This window comes from Phenylobacterium sp. (assembly GCF_036563385.1).
Lineage (GTDB): Bacteria > Pseudomonadota > Alphaproteobacteria > Caulobacterales > Caulobacteraceae > Phenylobacterium.
Genome location: NZ_DATCML010000004.1, coordinates 743,468 through 761,963, shown reverse-complemented (window position 1 = coordinate 761,963; position 18,496 = coordinate 743,468). Strand labels below are relative to the sequence as shown.

The window sequence follows — 18,496 nt, the reverse complement described above, 5'->3', positions numbered from 1 at the left end:
ACGCCGTTCATTGAGCTAGTTACCCTGATAACTGTTAGCTAGGAAGTCTCCAATTTACGCCAGTTAACCAAGGGGCTTTTGCCGTTGACCGTTGTTTTAACGAACGTCGGCCATGTTGATCGCCATCGTTTGTCCAGAAGGGGCTTCTCAAGATGAAGAATTATCTCGCGATCATTGCCGGCGTTTCCTGCACTCTTCTTCTCGGCGGCGCGGCGTCGGCTGCCTCTTTTCAGCAGACGCTGGACAAGTGCCTCATCAAGAACGCGAACGCCAAGGACTCCGCGACCGTGATGCTCGCCTGCATCGCCAACGGCGGTAAGCTCACCAGCTGCTCGGTGGTCTCCGATAGCGCCCCGGGCAAGGGCTTCGACAAGGCGGCGCTCTGCGTGGCCGAGGCGCTGCCGATGGGCGGCAAGACCGGCGAAGTGAAGGTGCCTGTGCGCTTCCCCGGCGCCTAAACGAACTCGATCCTCCAGTCGTCCCGAACGCCTTCGGCGCAAGCCGGAGGCGTTCTTCGTTTTACGGGCGCGAAGCCGCCGCACCCGTCGTTCCGCACACGGGGGACCATTGCCGCTTTACATCCCCGACCAATACCCCTATTTGCGCGGCTTCCGGCGGACCCGAAGTCCTAAAAAGCGCTGCTAACGCCGGTCTGGGTTCAACAATCCGTTGGGGGTTGCGTGAGGTGCATACGTACCATACGCCCCTGGACCTGGTCCGCGAGCGGTCCCCGGAGCGTCCTGTCGCCTTTGCGCGGCCGGGCGTGGTGGCCGTAGCGGCGCGCTGGTTCCAGGACAGTTTTCAAGGCGACGTCTTCTACGCTGTCAAAGCGAACCCTTCGCCGTGGGTGATTGAAACCCTCGCTGCGAACGGTGTGGCGTCCTTCGATGTGGCCTCGATCCCCGAGATCGAGCTGGTCGCGCAGCACGCGCCGGGCTCCCGCATGGCCTTCATGCACCCGGTCAAGAGCCGCCGCGCCATCGCCCAGGCCTACTTCGACCACGGCGTGAAGACGTTCTCGTTCGACACCCACGAGGAGCTGCAGAAGATCCTCGAGGCGACCGGCAACGCCAGCGACCTGTCGCTGATCGTACGCCTGGGCGTCTCGGCGGAAGGCGCAGCCTACTCGCTGTCGGGCAAGTTCGGCGTCCAGAGCCACGAGGCTCCGGCCCTGCTGCTGGCCGCGCGTCGCGCGACCGAGGACCGGATGGGCGTCTCCTTCCACGTGGGCAGCCAGTGCATGCGGCCGACCGCCTTCCAGGCGGCCATGGCCCAGGCCAACCGCGCCATCCTGCGCGCCGGCGTCATGGTGGACGTGGTGGACGTGGGCGGCGGCTTCCCGTCGGTCTACCCGGGCATGGTGCCGCCGGACCTGGCGGACTACGTGGACTCGATCCACCGCGGCTTCGCGGAGATGAGCGTCCACAAGGACACCGAGCTGTGGGCGGAGCCTGGCCGGGCGCTGGTGGCGGAAGCCTCCTCCGTGCTGACCAAGGTCGAGCTGAAGAAGGGCGACGCGCTGTACCTCAACGACGGCAGCTACGGCAGCCTGTTCGATGCGGCCCACGCCAAGTGGCCCTTCCCCGTGAAGGCCTACCGCGGCGCGGATAACGGCGAGCCGGCCGAGCTGGAAGGCGCCCTGCGGCCCTTTCGCTTCTACGGCCCGACCTGCGACTCCATCGACCAGATGCCGGGCCCGTTCTGGCTGCCGGACGACATCCGCGAAGGCGACTACGTGGAGATCGGCATGCTGGGCGCCTACGGGATCGCCATGAACACGCGCTTCAACGGCTTCGGCGACGCCGAAACTGTCGCAGTTGAAGACGCGCCCATGGCCTCCATGTATGGCCTCGCGGGCCGCGTGATCCGCCTGCCGCGCGAGCAGCAGGCCGAGGAACGCAAGGTGGTCCGCCTGTCGCGTCCCAAGGGCGCGGCGGGCAAGAAGGGTCGTCGGCGCTAGAAACCGACACGTCTCGAGTTCAGGCGCGGCCGGTCGCTCCGTCCCGGTCGCGCTCTTCCTATGGACGGGCGATCACCCTCAGAAGGGAACTTCCGACGATGAACGCTCCCGTTCAGAACACCAACCGCAAGGCCCAACTGCTGGCCAACACCGTCGAGCACGTGGCGATCGACCAGTACGACGCCCGGCCGATCATCGATTCCATGCGCAAGATGAGCTTCACGAGCCGCGACACGGCGCGTGCGGCCGACATCTGGAAGATGAGCCTGGAAGACGCCGACTGCTCCACCTGGCTGACCCTCGCGGGCTCGACCAGCGCGGCCGGCTGCATGCACATCTACCGCGACATGGTGCAGAACAACATGATCGACGCGATCGTCGCCACCGGCGCCTCGATCGTCGACATGGACTTCTTCGAGGCCCTCGGCTTCAAGCACTACCAGGCCGACTCGAGCGTCGACGACCGCGAGCTGCGGGAGATGTACATCGACCGCATCTACGACACCTACATCGACGAGGAAGAGCTCCAGAACTGCGACGGCACGATCTACGAGATCTGCAACATGCTGGAGCCGCGCCCCTACTCCAGCCGCGAGTTCATCCACGAGATGGGCAAGTGGCTGGCGGCCGGCAACGCCAAGAAGCCGAACTCGCTGATCGAGGTGGCCTACCGCGAGGGCGTGCCGATCTTCTGCCCGGCCTTCACCGACAGCTCCGCGGGCTTCGGCCTCGTGAAGCACCAGGTGGAGCGGATGAAGGAAGGCAAGCCCTACCTGACCATCGACTCCGTGGCCGACTTCCGCGAGCTCACCGAGATCAAGCTGAAGGCCGGCGCCACGGGCCTGTTCATGGTCGGCGGCGGCGTGCCGAAGAACTTCGCCCAGGACACCGTGGTGTGCGCTGAAATCCTCGGCCACGAGGTCGACATGCACAAGTACGCCATCCAGATCACGGTGGCCGACGTGCGTGACGGCGCCTGCTCGTCCTCGACGCTCAAGGAGGCCTGCTCCTGGGGCAAGGTGGACGTGACCTGGGAGCAGATGGTGTTTGCGGAAGCCACCACCGTGGTCCCGCTGATCGCATCCAACGCCTGGCACCATGGCGCCCACAAGGCCCGCACCAAGCGCCGCTGGGCCGACCTCTTCGCCAAGTAAGAGGTCCAGCGACCTGACACGAGAACGGCCGGGGAGCGATCCCCGGCCGTTTTTCTTGTCGTTCCCGCGCGCAGGACGAGATCAGGCCTCTACCGTCGCCTCCTCGCGGATCGCCCGGGCGGCCGCCTCCATCTGGCGCATCTGGCCCTGGAAGTGGGGAACCAGGAAGTCGATGAAGGCGCGCATCCGCGGCGTGTCCCGCAGCTCCTTGCGCGTCACCAGCCAGGAGGAGCCGCTGGCCTCCGGGATGACGTCCGAGCAGCGCACCAGGCTGCGGTCGCCGTCCCCCAGCAGGGTGGCCAGCGGCGCGATGCCCAGCCCCGCCTTCACCGCATGGTACAGGTTGCCCATGGTGTTGGAGCGCGCCGCCGGCGTCGCGCCGCCGGCCTTCTCGAACAGCCAGACCATGCCCGCCCAGCCGGCGAGCTCGGCGTCGCCGCCGATCAGGTCGTGCCTGGCCAGCTCCTCCAGCGTGGCCGGCGCGCCCCGCCGGGCCGCGTAGTCGCGGCTGCAGTAGAGGGCGAAGTCGTAGTCGTGCAGCTTGCGCGCGATCAGGTCCGAGTCGGTCAGCACCGCGCCCGAGCGGATCGCCACGTCGGCCTCGCCCGCGTGCAGGTCCAGGGTCTTGTCGCTGATCAGCAGGTCCACCTGCACGTCGGGATAGAGCCGGCGGAACTCGGCCAGGGCGGGCATCAGGGTGGTGTTGGCGATGATCTCCGTCGCCGTCAGCCGGACCGCGCCGGCCAGGCCGCGACGGTGCGCCGCCGCCCGACTGGCGAAGGTCTCCGCCGTGCGCTCCACCTGCTCGGCCTGCACCAGCAGGTCGCGCCCGGCTTCGGTCAGCCGGCTGCCGGTCTGCCCGCGGTCGAACAGCTTCAGGTCCAGCGCGGCCTCCAGCGCCTCCACCCGGCGCGCCACGGTCGTCTGGTTGACCCCCAGGGCCCGCGAGGCGGCCAGGGTGGAGCCGCCGCGGGCCACGGCCAGGAAGGGCTTCAGGTCGTTCCAGTCGAACATGGTTCTCATTCTGCAGTTATGCAGAACCTTGCTGCAAGAGCAGTGATTGCTGAAGCCACGCTTCTTCCCCTATCCAGGCGGCGCCCCACCGTGCCGCCGGCCACTCCGCCGGCCCCTCACAGCCGAGACCCCATGAAGCTCTATTGCGATCCCATCTCCACCACCTCCCGCCCGGTGATGCTGTTCAGCGCCGAGCATGGCCTGGACCTGGAGATCGTCCACGTGGACCTCATGGCCGGCGGGCACCGCGATCCCGCCTACCTCGCCTTGAACCCCAACGGCGTCGTCCCCTTCCTGGTGGACGGCGACTTCGGCCTCGGCGAGTCCTCGGCGATCCTCAAGTACCTGGCCGAGAAGGTGGGCTCTGCGACCTACCCTACGGAGCTGCGCGCCCGCGCCCGGGTCAACGAGGCGCTCGACTGGTTCAACACCAACTTCCACGAGTACTTCTGCCTGTTCGTCTGCTACCCCAACATGGGCGTGCCGCACGGCATGCCGGTCGAGGTGAGCCGCGAGATCATGGCCTACGGGCGCGAGCACGCGCCGCGCTGGCTGAAGGTGCTCGACGAGCACATGCTGGCCGGCCGCCGGTTCGTCTGCGGCGACGAGATCAGCCTCGCCGACTACCTGGGGATCTCCTACGTCCTGCTGGGCGAACTCGCCGACTACGACTTCAGCCCCTACCCGAACGTCACCGCCTGGATCGCGCGCATGCGCGAGCGCCCCGCCTTCCCGGTGACCTTCGCCGGATTTGCAGGGCTGGTGAGCTTCCTGCGGCAGTCGAAGGCCGCCGCGGCCTGAGACCGGGTGACCGCGGTCACGCCTTCGGGCGGTCCGGGGGCCTACGATCGCCGCCCTTCCGCCGTCCGCAAGGAGCCGCTGAATGCCCGCCGTCGCCCTGTCCGCCGCCCGCGAGCCGCGCGCCGCCCTGGCGCGCCTGCTCGTGCGCCTGGACGGCGTGGACCTGGCCGACCCGCTCGAGCTCGCCGCCCTGCTTGCCGATCTCCGCGAGCAGCTCGAGGCCGTCGAGGCGGAGGCCGGGGCCTCCGAGGACCTCCTGAGGGTCGAAGCCCTGATCTGCGCCGCCGAGGCGGCCGACGACCTGGACCGCGCCGGCCTGGTGCGCCTTCTCCAGCTCGACCTGCTGGACCTGCTGGACCTGCTCACCGGCGACCGCCGCGCCGCGGCCTAGGCGCTCCATGACATTCCCGTAAGCTTCCCGCGGCGCGCCCCGGTGCTACACCTTCCCGACAGTCCTCTTCGGGAAGCTCCATGCTGCGCATCTCCAGGGCCGCCGGCCTCGCCGTCCTGCTCGCCACCTCCGCCCTCGCGCCCGCGGCCGTGGCTCAGCCCGCCGCCTCGGCTCAGGCCCAGGTCCCGCCGATCGCCTTCAAGCAGCGCACCCTGCCGAACGGCATGAAGGTGTTCACCTCGCTCGACCGGACCACGCCCAACGTCTCGGTGCAGGTGTGGTACGGGGTCGGCTCGAAGGACGATCCGCAGGGCCGCTCGGGCTTCGCCCACCTCTTCGAGCACATGATGTTCAAGGCCACCCGGAACCTGCCGGCCGAGACCATCGACCGGATGACCGAGGACGTGGGCGGTTTCAACAACGCCTCCACCTGGGACGACTTCACCAACTACTACGAGGTGGTGCCCGCCAATCACCTGGAGCGCCTGCTCTGGGTCGAGGCCGAGCGGATGGGGTCGCTGGTCGTCGACGAGGCGGTGTTCAAGTCCGAGCGCGACGTGGTGAAGGAGGAGTTCCGCCAGAACTACCTCGCCCAGCCCTACGGTCGGCTGTTCGGCCTCTACGTCCCGCAGGCCAGCTACGACGTCCATCCCTACAAGCGGCCCGGCATCGGCAACATCGAGGAGCTGGACGCCGCCACCATCGACGACGTGCGCGCCTTCCACCAGACCTGGTACCGGCCCGACAACGCCGCCCTGATCGTGGTCGGCAACTTCGACGAGGCCCAGCTGAACGCCTGGGTGGACCGGTACTTCGGCCCGCTGAAGCGGCCGGCCAAGGCCATGCCGCGGGTCACCGCCAAGGAGCCGCCGCGCACGAAGCCGGGGGTGTTCGACGGCTACGGCCCCAACGTGCCGCTGCCGGCCCTGGCGATCACCTGGAAGGGCGTCAACGCCGCCCACCCGGACGCCCCGGCGCTCACCGTGCTGGACGCCATCCTCTCCGGCGGCAAATCGTCGAGGCTCTACAACAGCCTGGTGTACGAGAAGCAGATCGCCGCCGAAGCCATGTCCAACGCCGACATGCCCCAGGACGCCGGCATGTTCATGGTGGGCGCGGTGATGGCCAGCGGCCACACGATCCAGGAGGGCGAGGCCGCCCTGCTGGCCGAGGTGAAGGGCCTGCGCGACGCCCCGCCCACCGCGGCCGAACTGGCCGAGGCCAAGAACGAGCTGGTGGCCGGCAAGCTGCGCGAGCGCGAGACCATCGACGGCCGCGGCTTCGCCCTCGGCTACGCCCTCCAGCTCACCGGCGACGCCGCGCGCGCCAACACCGAACTCGCCGACCTGCAGGCGGTCACCGCGGCCGATGTCCAGCGCGTGGCGCGCAAGTACCTCACGGACAACGGCCGCATGACCATCCGGTACCGAGCCGAGAGCGAGCGGCCGGCTGGCCAGAAGGACCCCGCCAAGCCGCTGCCGCCGAAGACGGTGGCCAGGTACACGGGACCCGTCTTCACCCTCGCCCCGGAAGGCCAGCGCGTCGCCCCGCCGCCGCTCGCCCCGCCTGTGGCGCCCGTGTTGCCGAAGCCGGCCGAGCGGACGCTGGCGAACGGCCTGCGGGTGATCGTCGCCCGCTCGTCCGACCTGCCCCTGGTCACGGCCGACCTGACCGTTCGCACCGGCGCGTGGGCGGACCCGGAGGGCCTGTCCGGCGCCGCGGCCATGACCGCCGGCATGCTTACCGAGGGCACCAAGACCCGCTCGGCCCAGCAGATCGCCAGCGAGGTGGAGGCGCTCGGCGCCGACCTCTCCTCCGGCGGTGGTCTCGAGGCCTCGTCGGTGACCCTCAACGTCATGCCCGACAAGCTGCCCCAGGCCATGGCCATCATGGCCGATGTCGCCATCAACCCGGCGTTCGCCGACGAGGAGCTGGAACGCCAGCGCCAGCAGGCGCTGGACGGCCTGCAGGTGGCCTACCAGCAGCCGGGCCAGCTGGCGGGCATGGCGGTGGCCCCCGTGGTCTACGGCGGCACCGCCTTTGGCCATGCCCCGAACGGCACGCCGGAGTCCCTGCCGAAGCTCAAACGCGAGCACCTGGCCGCCATCCACGCCCGCCACTTCCAGCCGCAGAACGCCGTCCTGGTGCTGACCGGCGACATCACGCCCGAACAGGGTTTCGCGATGGCGGAGCAGGCCTTCGGCGGCTGGGCCCGCGGGGCCAACCCGCCGCCGGCCCCCGAGATCCGGCCGCAGCCGAAGCCGCGCGCGATCGCCATCGATGTGCCCGGCACGGGCCAGGCGTCGGTCAATGTGGTGAAGCCCGCCATCGCCCGGACCGACGCCGACTACTATCCGGGCGTCGTGGCCACCACCGTGCTCGGCGGCGGCTACTCGGCGAGGCTGAACCAGGAGATCCGCATCAAGCGCGGCCTCTCCTATGGCGCCCGCGCCAGCCTCTCCGCGGCCCGCACCACAGGCTCGTTCCGGGCCAGCGCCCAGACCAAGAACGAGTCCGCGCCCGAGGTGCTCGACCTGATCAACGCCGAGATGACCAAGCTCGCCGCCGAGCCCGCGTCGGCCGACGAGCTCAAGGCCCGGAAGTCGGTGCTGGTGGGCGGCTTCGGCCGTGAGCTGGCCACGTCAGGCGGCCTGGCCGACATCCTCGGCAACCTGGCCCTCTACGGCCTGCCGCTCGACGAGATCGGCGCCTACACCGCCAAGGTGGAGGCGGTGCAGGCGGGCCAGGTCCAGGACTTCGCCCGCCGCCGGCTCGACCCGGCCCAGGCCAGCGTCATCGTCGCCGGCGACGCCAAGGCCTTCCAGGCGGGTCTGAAGGCCAAGCTGCCGAACCTCGAGGTGATCCCGGCGACGCAGCTAGACCTCGACAGCCAGACGCTGCGCAAGGGGCGCTAATCCCTCTCCCGCTTTGCGGGAGAGGGCAGGGTGAGGGCGGCTCCGAGGCTGCTCCGGATTAGATGGCAGCGTGCTTCGGGTCCAACCGGAGCGCGGCCGCCCAGTTCCGCGCCGCCCTCACCCTAACCCTCTCCCTAAGGGAGTGGGGATTGCGCCCGCCCCGTCCACCGCGCGAGCTCGCGCTCCCGGCCGATCAGCGCCAGGCCCGACGCGATGGACTCCAGCTCGGCGCCCGTCTCGATGCGCTCGCGCGGGAAGCGGCGATGGAAGATCTCGCGCACCGCCGGCACCAGCGACGAGCCGCCGGTGAGGAAGATCCGGTCGACGCCGTCCGCCGTGAGCCCCGCCGCAGCCAGAGCCTCGTCCACCGCCCGCTCGATCAGGCCGAGCTCCGGGGCGATCCAGCTCTCGAACTCCGCGCGCGCCACCTCGCGCCGGATCGCGATGGAGCCCGCCTCGAAGCGGAACTCGGCTCGCTCGGCCGATGACAGCGCCACCTTCAGGTCCGACACCGCCCGGTAGAGCCGGTAGCCGTAGTTCTCGTCGAGGACCTCGATCAGCCGCTCGATCTTCTCCGGCTCGACCGCCTCGCGCACCAGCTTGCGGATCTCGCGCATCTCGCGGCTGGCCCGCATCAAGGCCAGCTGGTCCCAGCGAGCGAAGGCCGAATAGTAGCGGTTCGGCACCGGCAGCACCTTGCCGAAGCTCTCGTAACTGGAGCCCTTGCCCAGCTCTGGCGACACCAGCTGGTCGATGATCCGGTAGTCGAAGGCGTCGCCCGCCACGCCGACCCCCGACCGACCCAAGGGGATGGAGCGCATCTCGCCGGCCTCACGCTCGAAGCGGATGATGGAGAAGTCCGAAGTGCCGCCGCCGAAGTCCCCCACCAGCACGGTGGCGTCGTGGTCCAGCTCGCGGGCGAAGAAGAACGCCGCCCCCACGGGCTCATAGGCGTAGAGGATCTCGGAGAAGCCCATCCGCTTGAAGGCGGTTTCGTAGCGCGAGAGCGCCAGCGGCTCGCTCGGACTAGCGCCCGCAAACGTCACCGGCCGCCCGACGATCACCCGCGCCGGCAGCTCGGACATGGCGGCGCCGGCATAGTCGCGCACCTTCAGCAGGAAGGTGGAGAGCAGGTCTTCGAACCGGTACCGGCGGCCGAGCACCTGCGTCTCTGTGAAGCTCTCCTGGGCGGCGAAGCTCTTGAACGACTGGATGAACCGGGTCTCGGCCGGGTCTTCCACATAGGCCTCGATGGCCCAGGGGCCGGCCGCAATGGTCCGCTCGCTCGGTGCCTCCGGCGGCGCATGGAAGGACAGGCAGGAGCGGAATGCGAACAGCTCGCCTTCCGGCGCCGGAAACCTGACCAGCTCGGCCGCCCCGTCCGGCCCGGCCATGGCCACCACCGTGTTGGTGGTCCCGAAGTCGATGCCCAGCGTAAAGGCGGCCGTCATCGCACGCGCTCCGTCGTTCCGCCGCAGGTTGGGGGGCGCGGGAGATAGCACCGGTGTGCGAGGCCGGGAAGGGGGGCGGAGCTTTCCCGTCATCCCTCCAACAGGAGGAGAGGTGGGCTTCAACCTCATGGTGAATGCGAGCCGGTCTCTCCAGCTTGGTCAAGGACGCGTCCTGCGGACGCCCCGCGCGGCGGCGGCCCTGCGGGCCGTCCTTGAGCAAGCTGGAGAGACCGGCAGACTGGCTGCCATGAGGTTCAAGCACGGGAGGGGCTTGTGAAGCCCTCCTCCTCGATGGAGGAGGGTTGGGTGGTGGTGTGCGCACCAAGCCGGCGCAGACGGCGCAAGTGGGCGCCGACCCAAGGTTCCTCCCCGTTAGGGAAGGTGGCGCGAAGCCCGGACGTCGTCCGACCGCCGCCCCCTACACGTCCACCTCGTCGAGCGCGCGGTCGTACGCCGCCACCGTGGCCATGTGGAGGATCCGGCTCACCGAGGCCGACAGCGGAGTGATCTGCACCGAGCGCGAGAGGCCCAGCAGGATCGGCCCGATCACCGTGGCCCCGCCCAAGGACTTCAGCAGCTGGGTGGAGATCGCCGCTGAGTGGATGGCTGGCATGATCAGCACATTGGCCGGTCCGGTCAGGCGCATGAACGGGTAGTTGCCGCGCCGCGCCGGCTCCAGGGCGATTTCGGGCGGCATCTCGCCCTCGTACTCGAAGTCGACGCCGTCGTATTCGTCCAGCATGGCCACCGCCTCGCGGACCCGCTGGGACCGCTCGCCCATGGGGTTGCCGAAGGTGGAGTAGCTCATGAAGGCCACGCGCGGCGTGTAGCCCAGGGTGCGCACGGCGCGGGCCGCCTCGACGGCGATCTCCACCAGGTCCTCCGCCTCGGGCATTTCCGTGACGTTGGTGTCGGCGATGAACAGCGTGCGGCCCTTGGCCAGCACCACGCTCATGCCCATCACCCGCCCGCCGTCCGCAGGGTCGACGACGCGGAGCACCTCCTCCAGCGCCTGGTCGAAGTTGCGGGTGACGCCCGTGACCATGCCGTCGGCGTAGCCCAGCGCCACCATCGAGGCGGCGAAGGAGTTGCGGTCCTGGTTGATCAGCCGCTGCACGTCCCGCCGGAGGTAGCCCTCCCGCTGCAGCCGCTCGTAGAGGTAGTCGACGAACTCGGTGTTCCAGTGGCTCGAGCGGGCGTTGACGATCGACAGCTTCACGTCCGTGGGGTCGAGGCCCACCAGCCGCATGTTCTCGTGCACCAGCTCTTCGCGGCCCACCAGGATGGCCTCGCCCAGGCCCCCCGACTGGAAGGCGTAGGCGGCGCGGATCACGCTGGGCTCCTCGCCCTCGGCAAAGACGATCTTCTTCTGCGGCTGGGCCAGCACCGCGCCCTGCAACTTCTGCAGGAAGGCCGCCGTGGGATCGAGCCGCTGGGCGAGCGCCGCACGGTAGGCGTCCATGTCCTCGATGGGCTTGCGCGCCACGCCGGTGTCCATGGCCGCCTGGGCCACGAACGGCGGCACGTACCAGATCAGCCGCGGGTCGAACGGCGTCGGGATGATGTACTCGGGCCCGAACTTCAGCTGGGTCCCGTGGTAGGCGGCCGCCACCTCGTCGGGCACGTCCTCGCGCGCGAGCTCGGCCAGCGCCCGGGCGCAGGCGATCTTCATCTCCATGTTGACCCGTCGCGCCCGCACGTCCAGGGCGCCGCGGAAGATGTAGGGGAAGCCCAGGACGTTGTTCACCTGGTTCGGATAGTCGGAGCGGCCGGTGGCGACGATGGCGTCGGGACGGACCTTGTAGACCTCCTCCGGGGTGATCTCCGGGTCCGGGTTGGCCATGGCGAAGATGATCGGCTTCGGCGCCATCTGGCGCACCAGGTCCGGCGTCAGCGCCCCCTTCACCGACAGGCCGATGAAGACGTCGGCGCCCACCATGGCCTCGGCCAGCGTCCGGTGGGGCGTGTCCACCGCGTGGGCCGACTTCCACTGGTTCATGTCCTCGGCGCGGCCGCGCCACAGCACGCCCTTACGGTCGACGGCGATGACGTTGTCGTGCCGCACGCCCATGGCCTTGATCAGCTCGAGCGTAGCGATCCCCGCCGCGCCCGGGCCGTTCAGCACCACCTTGACGTCCTTGATGTCACGCCCGGTGATCTCGCAGGCGTTGATCAGGCCCGCCGCGGTGATGATCGCCGTGCCGTGCTGGTCGTCGTGGAACACCGGGATGTCGAGCAGCTCTTGCAGCTCGGTCTCGATGCGGAAGCACTCGGGGCTCTTGATGTCCTCGAGGTTGATGCCCCCGTAGGTCAGGCCGATGTTCTTGACGACCGTGATGATCTCGTCGGCGTCCTTGGAGGCCACCTCCACGTCGATGGCGTCCACGTCGGCGAAGCGCTTGAAGAGGACGCCCTTGCCCTCCATCACCGGCTTGGAGGCCAGCGCCCCCAGGTCGCCAAGCCCCAGGATCGCGGTGCCGTTGGAGATCACCGCCACCAGGTTGCCCTTGGACGTGTAGTCGTAGGCGCTCTCCGGATCCTCGGCGATCTTCAGCACCGGCACCGCCACGCCCGGCGAATAGGCGAGGCTCAGGTCCCGCTGGGTCGCCATCGGCTTGGTGGCGGCGATGGCGATCTTCCCCGGCCGGGGCTCGCGGTGGAAGCTCAGCGCCTCCTCGTCCGTGAAGGTGCGGCGATCGTCGCTCATTGGTGCGGCAGGTCCCTGGGCGGCGTGGAGCGCCGGAACCTACAGAGGGAGGGTTGCCGCCACAACCTTTGCCGTCACGGCAGGCGCTGCGCCCTCACCCGCACAGCGCCGCCACCGCGGCTTTCGCCACCGCCGCCATCTCCGCCTCGTCGGCGCCGGCGCGGGCCCGGATCGCCAGGGTGTGCAGGGCCGCGCTGGCCATCGGCGCGGCGGTCTCGGGCGCCAGGCCCTTGGCCAGCTCGCCCGCGGAGCGCTCGAACCGCTCTCGAAACAGCCGGTCCATCTCGGCCAGGAAACCCGCCGTCACCGCGCGCGCCTCGGGGTCGTCCAAGGCCTGGGTGACCGCCGTGCCGATGATGAAGCAGCCCCGCGGCCCGGCGTCGCCCGCGCGGTAGACCGCGCCGGCCCGCCCGTAGAGTCCGGTCAGCACCGCCTTCAGCGGGGCCTCCGTGGAGAGCGCCGCCCCCAGAGAGGCCAGCGCCTCGTCCCGCGTCCGGGTCAGGGCCGCGAGGTACAGCGCATGCTTGTCGCCGAACGCGCCGTAGAGGCTCGGCCGGTTCAGCCCCGTGGCGCGGGCGAGGTCGTCGAGCGAGGTGGCCGCATAGCCGAGGTTCCAGAAGACGGCCCGGGCCTTCTCCAGCACCTCGCCCTCGTCGAAGCTCCTGGGCCTTCCGCGCCGGCGCTCCTCTTTCTGTACCATTCCGCAAACAATCCTTGACCGCCCCAATTTTGTGCGAGACGGTACGAATATCAACAAGGGAGCTGACCCCATGGACCTCTACTTCTCGCCGCTCGCCTGTTCCCTGGCCAGCCGGATCGTCATCTACGAGGCCGGCGCCGAGGCGAATTTCCACCGCGTGGACACCAAGGCCGGCCGCACCGCCGGCGGCGCCGATTACCGCCGCATCAACCCCAAGGGCCTGGTGCCGGCGCTGCGCACCGACGAGGGCGAGGTGCTGACCGAGAACGCCGCCATCCTCACCTACCTGGGCGACCGCCTCGGCTTGAACCCAGAGGGCTTCGAGCGCTACCGGCTGGCGTCCTGGCTCTCGTTCATCGGGTCCGAGCTGCACAAGTTCGTCTTCACGCCCCTGCTCAGCCCGAAGTTCGACGCCGCCGCCAAGGCCTTGGCGCTGGAGGCCGCGGCCGAGCGTTTCGCCTACCTTGACGACGAACTGGCCGGCCGCGAGCACCTGCTCGACCGCTTCACCGTCGCCGACGCCTACCTCGCCGTGGTGCTGAACTGGGCGCAGGCCGTGAAGCTCGACCTCGCGCGGTGGCCGAACGTCGTCGCCTACCGCGACCGGGTCCGCGCCCGCCCCGCCGTCGCCCGCGCGCTCGGCGAGGAGTTCGCCCTCTACCAGGCGGCTTAGCGTCTGGCCTATCCCACCCGGCCGTAACGGCTTGCCTGGCCATCCGGCGTCAGGGTCAGCAGCCCGCTGACCTTGCCGCCGGCGTCGCGCTCGAAGCGCACCCGCATGGGCGTCGCCGCGCCCGCCACAGCGAACAGGTCCGGCTCCAGCGGCAGCAGGGTGACCGCCGGCCGGCGGCCTGTGCGCAGCACCAGCCGGCCGCCTTCCACCGCCACGCTGCGCGAGCCGTAGGTCCCCGCGTAGCCCGCCAGGGCCGCAGCCTCCACGGCGGCCGGGCGCAGCGCCGCCAGCGCCCATTCGGCCTCCACCGCGGCCACCCCGCTCGCCCGCTTGCGGATCTCGCCCAGCGCCAGGGCCTGCGCCCGGTTCAGCGCCTCGCCGGCCGGCACCGCCACGTCGGGGGTGACCCCGGTCCCCTCCCAGTTTCCCTGGGTGATCGGGTTCACCGGCCGTCCCTGGGCGACGAACACCCGGAAGCCGTCGCCGGCGGGGACGAAGCCGCCCGGGTTGGCCGCGCCGCCGCTCGCTTCCCCGACGATCACCGCCCGCTTCGCCGCCTTCAGCGTGTAGGCGAAGCTCTCCGCCGCCGAGCCGGTGCGCGCGCTGGTGAGCACGAAGAGCGGCGTGTCCGGCCGGCGCGCCCCGCGCACCTCGAACGGCGGCCGCTCGTAGGCGTCCGGGCCCCGGCTCTTGAAGGTGTTGTAGATCTCCGCGCCCTTCGGGACGAAGTAGCTCGCCAGGTAGCCCACCATGGCCGGCGACCCGCCGCCGTTGTCGCGCAGGTCGACGATCACCGCGTCGGCGCCGGCGATCAGCGCCATGGCCGCGTCGGCCCGCGCCCGCGCCGGATCGTCCTCGCCCCCGATGCCCGCGAAGTAGCGCAGGTCGATCAGGCCGATGTTGCCCGGCAGCACCTCGGCCGCGCGGAAGCCGTAGTTGGCCCGCCGGTCGGCGTCGGGATCGTTCAGCCTCGGCCGGGCCGACGCACCGCCGGCCCCCGGGCCTCCGGCCTGCGGCGCCTGCCATTGCACCTCGAAGTGCCCGTCCAGCGGCTTCAGCCGCGCCGTCAGCGCCTCCGCCAGGGCCAGCGGCTCGCGGTGGCGGTCGTAGACGCCCTTGCGGGCCTCCGCCTTCAGCTCGGCGGCGATCTGCGCGCCCCGGGCCGGATCGTAGAAGTTCGCGGCGATCTGCTCGGCCACCTTGTCCACCACCGCCCGCGGCTCGGCGGCCTCAGCCGCACAGGCCAGCAGGCTCAGGGCGGCGGCCGCCGCCAGCATCGTCTTGCGCATCGAAGTCTCCGGTAGACGCCCCTTGCCGGCCAGCTTAGCGCCGCCCTGCGCCCGCAGACGTCGTTCTCGACGGCGTCCGCGCCCGTTTTCGGCGTTCGGGCGCCGCCCATTGACCGCGCCCGCCGCGTGGGGAGACTGCGCCCCCTTGCTTCGCCCGCGGGAGAGATCGCCCTGACCGAGCCGCTCCGCATCGCCATCGCCGGCGCCAACGGCCGCATGGGCCGCGCCGTGGCCGCCGTGGCTGAGGCCGACCCGGCCGTCGCGCTCGCCGCCCGCTTCGAGCGCGAGGGGGTGGCCGGCGAGGGGATCGTCCCCCGGGCGCAGGCGCTGGCCGCCGCCCAGGCGGCGATCGACTTCACCGCCCCCGCCGCCTCGGCGGAGCTCGCCGCCGCCTGCGCGGCGCGCGGCGGCCCCGCCCTGGTGATCGGCTCGACCGGCTTTTCCGACGAGGAGCTGCGCCAGATCGACGAGGCGGCGTGTCGAATCGCCATCGTACGGGCCGGCAACTTCTCCCTGGGCGTCAACATGCTGATGGGTCTGGTCCGCCAGGCCGCCGCCGCCTTGCCCGCCGCCGACTGGGACATCGAGGTGTTCGAGGCCCACCACCGCCGCAAGGTGGACGCCCCCTCCGGCACCGCGCTGATGCTCGGCGAGGCCGCGGCGCAGGGTCGCGGCGTCAGGCTGTCGGAGGCCGCCCGCCGCGCCCGCGACGGCCTCACCGGACCTCGCCCGGACGGCGAAATCGGCTTCGCGGTCGCCCGCGGCGGCGGCATCGTCGGCGAGCACGCGGTGACCTTCGCCGCCGAGGACGAGATCCTCACCCTGTCGCACTCGGCGCGCGACCGGACCCTCTTCGCCCGAGGGGCGCTTGCGGCCGCCAAGTGGGTCGCCGGCCGTCCGCCTGGCCACTACGACATGCAGGACGTCCTGGGCTTCCCCAAGGCCACCTAGCCGCCCGGCGCGCGTCGGCCCGGCCTCGCCAAGGGGGCTGACAACACTTCCGTCTTCCCCTATATTCCCCGTCAGAACACATCGCTGATCGCGCTGGATGGCGCTTTCAAGCGGCGGGCTCCGGCCCGGCCGCTTTTTTGTTTGCCGGAGGACGGCGGAAGAGATGCGCGGGAAGACCGCCGAAGACGCAAGGCTCCTGGAGCTGCTCGACCCCGTGGCCGAGGCGGCGGGCTACGACATCGTGCGCCTGCGGCTGATGAGCGGCAAGGAGCAGCGCCGCCTGCAGATCATGGCCGAGCGCCCCTCCGACGGGGACATGAACGTCGAGGACTGCGCCCGGCTGTCGCGCGCCATCTCCGAGGTCATGGACGCCGCCGACCCGATCTCCGGCGAATACCTGCTGGAGGTCTCCTCCCCCGGCGTCGACCGCCCGCTCACCCGGATGAAGGACTTCGAGACCTTCGAAGGCTACGAGGCCCGCCTCGAGCTCGATCGCCTGGCCGAGGGCCGCAAGCGTTTCCGCGGCATCCTGGCCGGGGTGGAGGGCGACAACGTCGCCATCGACCTGGACGGCGAGGAAGAGACGGCGCTGGTGCCCTTCGCCTGGATCATCGAGGCCAAGCTGGTGCTCAGCGACGAGCTGATGAAGCGGGGCGCGGAGATCCGCGCCGCGCGCCTCGCCGCCGAACAAGACACTGACCAACAGACTTCCGAGTAGAAGGACTCGCACGAATGAGCCTGACCGGTATTTCCGCCAACCGGCTTGAACTCCTCCAGATCGCCGAGGCGGTCGCCCGCGAGAAGTCGATCGACAAGGAGATCGTCATCGAGGCGATCGAGGAAGCCATCCAGAAGGGCGCCCGCGCCCGCTACGGGGCCGAGCACGACATCCGCGTGCGCATCGACCCCAAGACCGGCGAGACGGTCGTCAAGCGCGTGGTCACCGTCGTGGCCGACGACGCCACCTTCGGCATGGTCGAGGGCGAGGACGGCGCGGAGGTCCCGGCCGAAGAGCCGGCCGGCATCATGCGCCTGCGCGATGCGCTTCGCACCGACAAGGACGCCTTCGTGGGCAAGACTTACGAGGAGGTCCTGCCGCCCTTCGAGTTCGGCCGGGTGCAGACCCAGATGGCCCGCCAGGTGGTCACCGGGAAGGTCCGCGAGGCCGAGCGCGAGCGCCAGTACGAGGAGTACAAGGACCGCGTCGGCGAGATCGTCAACGGCACGGTCAAGCGCGTCGAATACGGCAACGTCGTCGTCGACCTGGGCCGCGGCGAGGGCATCATGCGCCGCGACCAGTCGATCCCGCGCGAGAACTTCAACATCGGCGACCGGATCCGCTGCTACATCTACGACGTCCGCCGCGAGACCAAGGGGCCGCAGATCCTGCTTTCGCGGGCCCACGGCGGCTTCATGGCCAAGCTGTTCGCCCAGGAAGTGCCGGAGGTCTACGATGGCGTCATCGAGATCCGCGCCGTGGCCCGCGACCCGGGCAGCCGCGCCAAGATGGCGGTGGTCTCCAACGACAGCTCCATCGACCCGGTCGGCGCCTGCGTGGGCATGCGCGGCAGCCGGGTTCAGGCCGTCGTCGCCGAGCTGCAGGGCGAGAAGATCGACATCATCCAGTGGAGCCCGGACGAGGCGACCTTCATCGTCAACGCCCTGGCCCCGGCGGAAGTGTCCAAGGTGGTGATGGACGAGGAGGACGAGCGCGTCGAGGTGGTGGTGCCCGACGAGCAGCTGTCGCTGGCCATCGGCCGCCGCGGCCAGAACGTCCGCCTGGCCTCCCAGCTGTCCGGCTGGCAGATCGACATCATGACCGAGAGCCAGGAGAGCGAGCGCCGCCAGCGCGAGTTCACCGAGCGCACGGCCCTGTTCCAGGAAGCCCTGGACGTGGACGAGGTCATCGCCCAGCTGCTGGTCACCGAGGGCTTCGCCACCGTCGAGGACGTGGCCTACGTGGACTCCTCCGAAGTGGCCGCCATCGAAGGCTTCGACGAGGACACCGCCGAGGAGATCCAGGCCCGCGCCCGCGACTACCTCGAGAAGGAAGCCGCGGAATACGACGGCAAGCGCCGCGAACTCGGCGTCGAGGACGCGGTGCTGGAAATCGAGGGCGTCACCCTGCCCATGGCGGTGGCCCTCGGCGAGGGCGGCATCAAGACCGTCGAGGACTTCGCCGGCCTGGTGCCTGACGACCTGCGCGGCTGGTTCGAGACCCGCAACGGCGAGCGGGTCCGCGAGGCGGGCATCCTCGAGTCCTTCGGCCTGGACCCGCAGGACGCCGAGACGCTGATCATGCGCGCGCGCGTCGCCATGGGCTGGGTCGAGGCCCCGCCGGTGGAAGAGGCCGAGGAAGACGCCGAAGGCGCCGAGTCCCTCGAGGGCGAAGCCTTCGCCGACGGCGAGGAGCCCAGCCCCGAAGCCGTCGCCGAAGCCGAAATGCTCGGCGAGTCCCGCGACGCCTAAGCCGCCGCGGAGCGGCATCGG

At 70.3% G+C, this 18,496-nt stretch carries 15 protein-coding genes; 10 read left to right on the top strand and 5 right to left on the bottom strand.

Annotation, left to right across the window (positions count from 1 at the left end; translation table 11 throughout):
* Nucleotides 1–152: 152 nt before the first annotated feature.
* From VIL67_RS04645 to VIL67_RS04635, 3 genes are all read left to right on the top strand, one after another.
* Nucleotides 153–458 carry an energy transducer TonB family protein gene (locus VIL67_RS04645; RefSeq protein ID WP_332047671.1) on the top strand — a complete coding sequence of 102 codons (306 nt, stop codon included), beginning with the start codon at nucleotides 153–155 and terminating at the stop codon, nucleotides 456–458.
* Between the two features lie 227 nt (nucleotides 459–685).
* Nucleotides 686–1,960, top strand: a complete 1,275-nt coding sequence (locus tag VIL67_RS04640) for a type III PLP-dependent enzyme (RefSeq protein ID WP_332047670.1) — start codon at nucleotides 686–688, stop codon at nucleotides 1,958–1,960.
* 98 nt (nucleotides 1,961–2,058) lie between these two features.
* On the top strand, nucleotides 2,059–3,114 hold the full coding sequence (locus tag VIL67_RS04635; protein ID WP_332047669.1) for a 1,9-bis(guanidino)-5-aza-nonane synthase: 1,056 nt from the start codon (nucleotides 2,059–2,061) through the stop codon (nucleotides 3,112–3,114).
* Nucleotides 3,115–3,195: 81 nt separating this feature from the next.
* On the opposite strand, the gene VIL67_RS04630 is transcribed toward VIL67_RS04635, so the two are convergent.
* Nucleotides 3,196–4,128 carry a LysR family transcriptional regulator gene (locus VIL67_RS04630; protein WP_332047668.1) on the bottom strand — a complete coding sequence of 311 codons (933 nt, stop codon included), beginning with the start codon at nucleotides 4,126–4,128 and terminating at the stop codon, nucleotides 3,196–3,198.
* Nucleotides 4,129–4,260: 132 nt separating this feature from the next.
* Between VIL67_RS04630 and VIL67_RS04625 the strand changes: the two genes are divergently transcribed.
* The 3 genes from VIL67_RS04625 to VIL67_RS04615 all read left to right on the top strand — a co-directional run bounded on the left by VIL67_RS04625 (nucleotide 4,261) and on the right by VIL67_RS04615 (nucleotide 8,235).
* On the top strand, nucleotides 4,261–4,929 hold the full coding sequence (locus VIL67_RS04625; protein WP_332047667.1) for a glutathione S-transferase family protein: 669 nt from the start codon (nucleotides 4,261–4,263) through the stop codon (nucleotides 4,927–4,929).
* 82 nt (nucleotides 4,930–5,011) lie between these two features.
* Nucleotides 5,012–5,320, top strand: a complete 309-nt coding sequence (locus VIL67_RS04620) for a hypothetical protein (protein ID WP_332047666.1) — start codon at nucleotides 5,012–5,014, stop codon at nucleotides 5,318–5,320.
* A gap of 80 nt (nucleotides 5,321–5,400) precedes the next feature.
* On the top strand, nucleotides 5,401–8,235 hold the full coding sequence (locus tag VIL67_RS04615; RefSeq protein WP_332047665.1) for a M16 family metallopeptidase: 2,835 nt from the start codon (nucleotides 5,401–5,403) through the stop codon (nucleotides 8,233–8,235).
* A 134-nt stretch (nucleotides 8,236–8,369) separates the two neighbouring features.
* Here VIL67_RS04615 and VIL67_RS04610 read toward each other — a convergent pair whose 3' ends face one another.
* The 3 genes from VIL67_RS04610 to VIL67_RS04600 form a co-directional block, all read right to left on the bottom strand.
* Nucleotides 8,370–9,686, bottom strand: coding sequence for an Hsp70 family protein (locus VIL67_RS04610; RefSeq protein WP_332047664.1), 1,317 nt, complete (start codon nucleotides 9,684–9,686; stop codon nucleotides 8,370–8,372).
* 418 nt (nucleotides 9,687–10,104) lie between these two features.
* Nucleotides 10,105–12,393 carry an NADP-dependent malic enzyme gene (locus tag VIL67_RS04605; RefSeq protein WP_332047663.1) on the bottom strand — a complete coding sequence of 763 codons (2,289 nt, stop codon included), beginning with the start codon at nucleotides 12,391–12,393 and terminating at the stop codon, nucleotides 10,105–10,107.
* Between the two features lie 94 nt (nucleotides 12,394–12,487).
* Complete coding sequence (locus VIL67_RS04600) at nucleotides 12,488–13,093, bottom strand: TetR/AcrR family transcriptional regulator (protein ID WP_332047662.1); 606 nt, start codon at nucleotides 13,091–13,093, stop codon at nucleotides 12,488–12,490.
* 70 nt (nucleotides 13,094–13,163) lie between these two features.
* Between VIL67_RS04600 and VIL67_RS04595 the strand changes: the two genes are divergently transcribed.
* The gene (locus VIL67_RS04595; RefSeq protein WP_332047661.1) at nucleotides 13,164–13,766 is read left to right on the top strand and encodes a glutathione binding-like protein; all 603 of its coding nucleotides are present in this window, start codon (nucleotides 13,164–13,166) and stop codon (nucleotides 13,764–13,766) included.
* A gap of 8 nt (nucleotides 13,767–13,774) precedes the next feature.
* Here the strand turns inward: VIL67_RS04595 and VIL67_RS04590 are convergent, their stop codons facing one another.
* Nucleotides 13,775–15,055 (bottom strand): S41 family peptidase, encoded by a 1,281-nt coding sequence (locus VIL67_RS04590; RefSeq protein ID WP_332047660.1) that lies wholly within the window; start codon nucleotides 15,053–15,055, stop codon nucleotides 13,775–13,777.
* A 171-nt stretch (nucleotides 15,056–15,226) separates the two neighbouring features.
* Between VIL67_RS04590 and dapB the strand changes: the two genes are divergently transcribed.
* The 3 genes from dapB (at nucleotide 15,227) to nusA (ending at nucleotide 18,475) form a co-directional block, all read left to right on the top strand.
* Complete coding sequence (dapB, locus tag VIL67_RS04585) at nucleotides 15,227–16,006, top strand: 4-hydroxy-tetrahydrodipicolinate reductase (RefSeq protein WP_332047988.1); 780 nt, start codon at nucleotides 15,227–15,229, stop codon at nucleotides 16,004–16,006.
* 163 nt (nucleotides 16,007–16,169) lie between these two features.
* Nucleotides 16,170–16,724 carry a ribosome maturation factor RimP gene (rimP, locus tag VIL67_RS04580; protein ID WP_332047659.1) on the top strand — a complete coding sequence of 185 codons (555 nt, stop codon included), beginning with the start codon at nucleotides 16,170–16,172 and terminating at the stop codon, nucleotides 16,722–16,724.
* A 14-nt stretch (nucleotides 16,725–16,738) separates the two neighbouring features.
* Nucleotides 16,739–18,475 (top strand): transcription termination factor NusA, encoded by a 1,737-nt coding sequence (gene nusA / locus VIL67_RS04575; RefSeq protein ID WP_332047658.1) that lies wholly within the window; start codon nucleotides 16,739–16,741, stop codon nucleotides 18,473–18,475.
* Nucleotides 18,476–18,496: the final 21 nt, after the last annotated feature.